At 62.3% G+C, this 4,225-nt stretch carries 4 protein-coding genes; 1 reads left to right on the forward strand and 3 read right to left on the reverse strand.

Going from position 1 to position 4,225, the window contains the following annotated elements; all coding sequences use genetic code 11:
• From pcnB to hda, 3 genes are all read right to left on the reverse strand, one after another.
• The coding region (gene pcnB / locus ACFFAR_RS26260) for a polynucleotide adenylyltransferase PcnB (RefSeq protein WP_375508747.1) at positions 1-1,202 on the reverse strand (1,202 nt) is incomplete at its 3' end.
• Entirely contained in the window at positions 1,195-1,881 is a 687-nt protein-coding gene (locus ACFFAR_RS26265; protein WP_174364818.1) for an HAD-IB family hydrolase, read from the reverse strand. The genes pcnB and ACFFAR_RS26265, both read right to left, overlap by 8 nt.
• Positions 1,882-1,955: 74 nt before the next feature.
• Entirely contained in the window at positions 1,956-2,675 is a 720-nt protein-coding gene (hda, locus tag ACFFAR_RS26270; RefSeq protein WP_062000685.1) for a DnaA regulatory inactivator Hda, read from the reverse strand.
• A gap of 237 nt (positions 2,676-2,912) precedes the next feature.
• On the opposite strand from hda, the gene purM reads away from it, so the two are divergent.
• Positions 2,913-3,983: a phosphoribosylformylglycinamidine cyclo-ligase gene (gene purM / locus ACFFAR_RS26275; RefSeq protein WP_375508748.1), complete on the forward strand. Its 1,071-nt coding sequence runs from the start codon at positions 2,913-2,915 to the stop codon at positions 3,981-3,983.
• Positions 3,984-4,225 lie beyond the last annotated feature (242 nt).

The following is a 4,225-nucleotide window of genomic DNA, read 5'->3' on the forward strand; positions in this document are numbered from 1 at the left end:
TGGATAGCAAGCTTTTCGGTCTGCATGTCGAGCACGTCGTCCATCGCGCGATGCAACGCCGGCACGGGGAACTCACCGGCGAGCGTGTATTGCTGCCAGCGCGACTGCATGTCGTTCCAGAGCAGCGTGGCGAAGAGGAACCCCGGCGATACCCCTTTGCCCGCACGCACGCGCTCGTCAGTGTTGGTCAGCGCCAGCGTGATGAATTTCTCGCCGTGCGTGGATTCGAAAATCACATCGAGCAGAGGCAATACACCGTGATGCAAACCTTCAGCGCGCAAACGCGTCAGGCACGCGAGCGCGTGGCCTGAGAGCAGCAGCTTGAGCATCTCGTCGAAGAGACGCGCAGCCGGGACATTGCTGATCAGATCAGCCAGTTCCGCAATCGGCGCGCGGGTTGCGGTCTCGATCTCGAAGCCGAGCTTCGCAGCAAAACGCACCACGCGCAGCATGCGCACCGGATCTTCCCTGTAACGCGTCGCCGGGTCTCCGATCATGCGCAGCAAGCGCGCGCGGATGTCGGCCATGCCGTCGTGGTAATCCAGCACGGTTTGCGTCGCCGGATCGTAATACATGGCGTTGATCGTGAAGTCGCGGCGCGTGGCGTCTTCGTGCTGCTCGCCCCAGACGTTGTCGCGCAGCACGCGGCCGCTGGCATCGACTGCATGCGTGCGCGTGTCCATCTCGCCGCGTCTCAAACGTGGCGGAGGTGGCGACGGCGGCGCGTCGGCGGGGGTATCGACGAGAGCACGGAACGTCGATGTCTCGATGATGTCCTGTCCGAACTGCACGTGCACGATCTGAAACCGCCGACCGATGATGCGCGCCCGGCGAAACAGTTTTTGCACCTGGTCGGGCGTGGCGTCTGTTGCAACGTCGAAGTCCTTCGGCGCCACGTTCAGCAGCAGGTCGCGCACGGCGCCCCCCACGATGAACGCCCGATGCCCGGCTTGTTGCAGCCCTTCGGTCACACGGATCGCGTTCTTCGAGATCAGCGACGGGTCGATGCCATGTACGTCCGCCGACAGGATCACCGGCACGTTCGGATCGCGCCTGGCTTCGGCCGGCGCCGCCTTCTTGCGCGTGGTCTTGCGGGCAGGTTTTACATCGTCGCCGGACGCGGCAACGAGCGGGGCGGTCGCCGGAGCGTCCTCTTTGGCGCTTTCCTGGCCGAACAGCTTGCGGATGAGTTTTTTAATCACGTGGGGAGAAGATTTCCAGGATGCGCCAGCCGCGGGACTGCGCATGAGCGCGCAGGGTGTCGTCGGGATTGGTCGCGATCGGGTCGGTGACTTTCTCTAGCAGAGGAATGTCGTTGTGCGAGTCGCTGTAGAAGTAGCTGTGTTCGAAGTCGCCCAGGCTTTTTCCCATGGAAGCGAGCCACATTTCGGTACGCACGATCTTGCCTTCGCGAAAGCTCGGCGTGCCCGTGGGGCGGCCGGTGAGCTCGCCGTTCGGGATATTGTCGACCGTTTCGACCTCGCAGGCGATCAGCGCGTCAATGCCGAATGCCTGGCCGATCGGCGCCGTGATGAACGCATTCGTGGCGGTCACGAGACAGCAGAGATCGCCCGCTTCCTGGTGTTTGCGCACCAGTTCGAGCGCGGCGGGCTGGATGGCCGGCGTGATGACCTCGCGCATGAACTGCGCGTGCCAGTCGTCCAGTTGCGTGCGCGGATGCCCCGCCAGCGGGGAAAGCTGGGCGTTCAGGTAGGCGTGGATATCGAGCGTACCGTCCTTGTACTGCGCGTAGAACGCGTCGTTTTGCTTCGCGAACTTTTCGGCATCGACAATACCGAGCCTCGCCATGAAGCGACCCCATTCGTGGTCGCTGTCCGTCGGGATGAGGGTGTGATCGAGATCAAATAGGGCTAGGTTCATGGGAGCGCATTTTACTTGAAGCGGGTGGAAGCGTTCGGCGGGCTGTCGGGACGGCGCGTGCCTGCCGTCCAGGGTCAGAAAAGCTCGGTTTGCGGGCGCGGCGCTTCATCTTCCTTTTTGGCGAGCATCGTACGCAGCAAGGGCAGGGTGACCGCGCGCTTTTGCTCCAGCGAAAAGCGGTCGAGTTCGTCGAGAAGCTTCATCAGGCTTGGCATGTCGCGCCGGAAATGGGTGAGCAGGTAGGCTGGCACGTCATCCGCCAGATCGATACCGCGTTCGCGCGCCGCGTGTTTCAGCGCGGTGGCCTTGCTTTCGTCGGAAAGGGGCGTGAGCTGGAAGACCAGTCCCCAGCCGAGGCGCGTGCGCAAGTCTTCTCTCACCGATAACCCCAGCGGCGCCACGTTCCCCGTCGCCACGAGCGCGCTGGAAGGATGGGCGCGCACCTCGTTGAACAGGTTGAAAAGCGCGATTTGCTGTGCGCCCGAGAGGCGTTCGCAGTCATCGACGGCGTAGATGTTGGCGTTCGGGTCGAAGGTGAATGCGGCGAGCGGCGCCTGCGGGCTCAGGAAACGCGCGCGGCCGTTGGCTTCGTGCATCAGCGCCTGCAGCAGGTGGCTGCGGCCGCTGCCCGCCTCGCCCCAGACGTAGAAGGTCCGGTCGGCCACCGGCCCTGCGGCGAGCGCGCCTTCGAGTTCGCGCAGGCGCGTGACCAGCTCGTGGTTGCCGGCGGCGAAAAAATTGTCGAAGGTGGCGAGCGGCGGCGTGCCGAGATCGAGCGTCAGTTGGCGTTGCACGGGCAATCGGTTCCGTCAGGGCGTGTCTTGAAAACGGCGCGCTCAATTTCGCTGATGTCCGGCATGAACCGGTGCAAAAGGCATTGAGCGCAAGGTCGAGACACCCGCCGGATAGGCGTGAGTCTCAAAAAGGGGTGGAACGGTACTTTGGAGCCGCGGCCGGGAACTGCGAGAAATCGGGTTGGACGGCCAGCATCGGTTAAAATCTCATTTTACCGACCTTCTCGCCGATCCCCCATGAATCAACCCAAATCCGCCCCAGAGCGCACGGGCGCACCCGCCCAAGGTTTGTCCTATCGCGATGCGGGCGTGGACATCGATGCCGGCGACGCGCTCGTCGACCGGATCAAGCCATTTGCCAAGAAAACCATGCGCGACGGCGTGTTGGGGGGGATCGGCGGATTCGGCGCGCTGTTCGAAGTGCCCAAACGCTACAAGGAGCCGGTGCTCGTGTCCGGCACCGACGGCGTAGGCACCAAGCTGCGCCTCGCTTTTCAACTGAACAAGCACGATACCGTCGGCCAGGATCTCGTCGCCATGAGCGTGAACGACATTCTCGTGCAAGGCGCCGAGCCATTGTTTTTCCTCGATTATTTCGCCTGCGGCAAGCTGGATGTGGATACGGCCGCGACCGTGGTGCAGGGCATTGCGCAGGGTTGCGAGCTGGCCGGTTGCGCGTTGATCGGTGGCGAGACTGCCGAAATGCCGGGCATGTATCCCGATGGCGAATACGATCTGGCGGGATTTGCGGTTGGCGCGGTGGAAAAGAGCAAGATTATCGATGGCTCGACCATCAAGCCGGGCGATGTGGTTTTGGGTCTGGCTTCGTCGGGGATTCATTCGAATGGGTATTCGCTGGTGCGCAAGATCATCGAGCGTGCGCAGCCGGACCTGAATGCCGATTTCGATGGCCGAACGCTTGCTGATGCACTGATGGCGCCGACGCATATCTATGTGAAGCCGTTGTTGTCGCTGATGTCGCAGATGGCCGTGAAGGGCATGGCGCATATCACGGGCGGCGGGCTGGTCGAGAATATTCCGCGGGTTCTGCGCGATGGCTTGACCGTTGAGCTGGATCATCGGGCGTGGCCGCTGCCGCCGTTGTTCTCGTGGCTGCAGAAGCACGGCGGTGTGGCTGATGCGGAGATGCATCGAGTGTTCAATTGCGGGATCGGGATGGTCGTTATTGTTGATGCGGCTGACGCCGAAGCTGCAACGGGGATGTTGTCGGCGGCAGGGGAGCAGGTTTGGGCGATCGGGCGGGTTCGGGAGTCGAAGGCTGGTGAGGCGCAGACTGTGGTGGTTTGAGTTTTCGCTGGCGCTCGGGGAGGGGTTTTTGGTTGGTTGCGGTTGGGGTTGGTGCTGGGTTGCTGCTTTTTAGGCTACCGCGCGGTTTGATCCGGCTGATTTCTTCAGCACTATTAGCCACTGTGCGTGGCGGCACTTCATTTCTTTGTCCAACGGCGACAAAGAAACGAAGCAAAGAAAACGCCTCCCCAACCGCTAATTCTTAAGTGTCCCGAGCGTGCAGTGACAACTGTTTGGTACTT

It is taken from the genome of uncultured Caballeronia sp., from assembly GCF_964243625.1.
Taxonomy (GTDB): Bacteria; Pseudomonadota; Gammaproteobacteria; order Burkholderiales; family Burkholderiaceae; genus Caballeronia.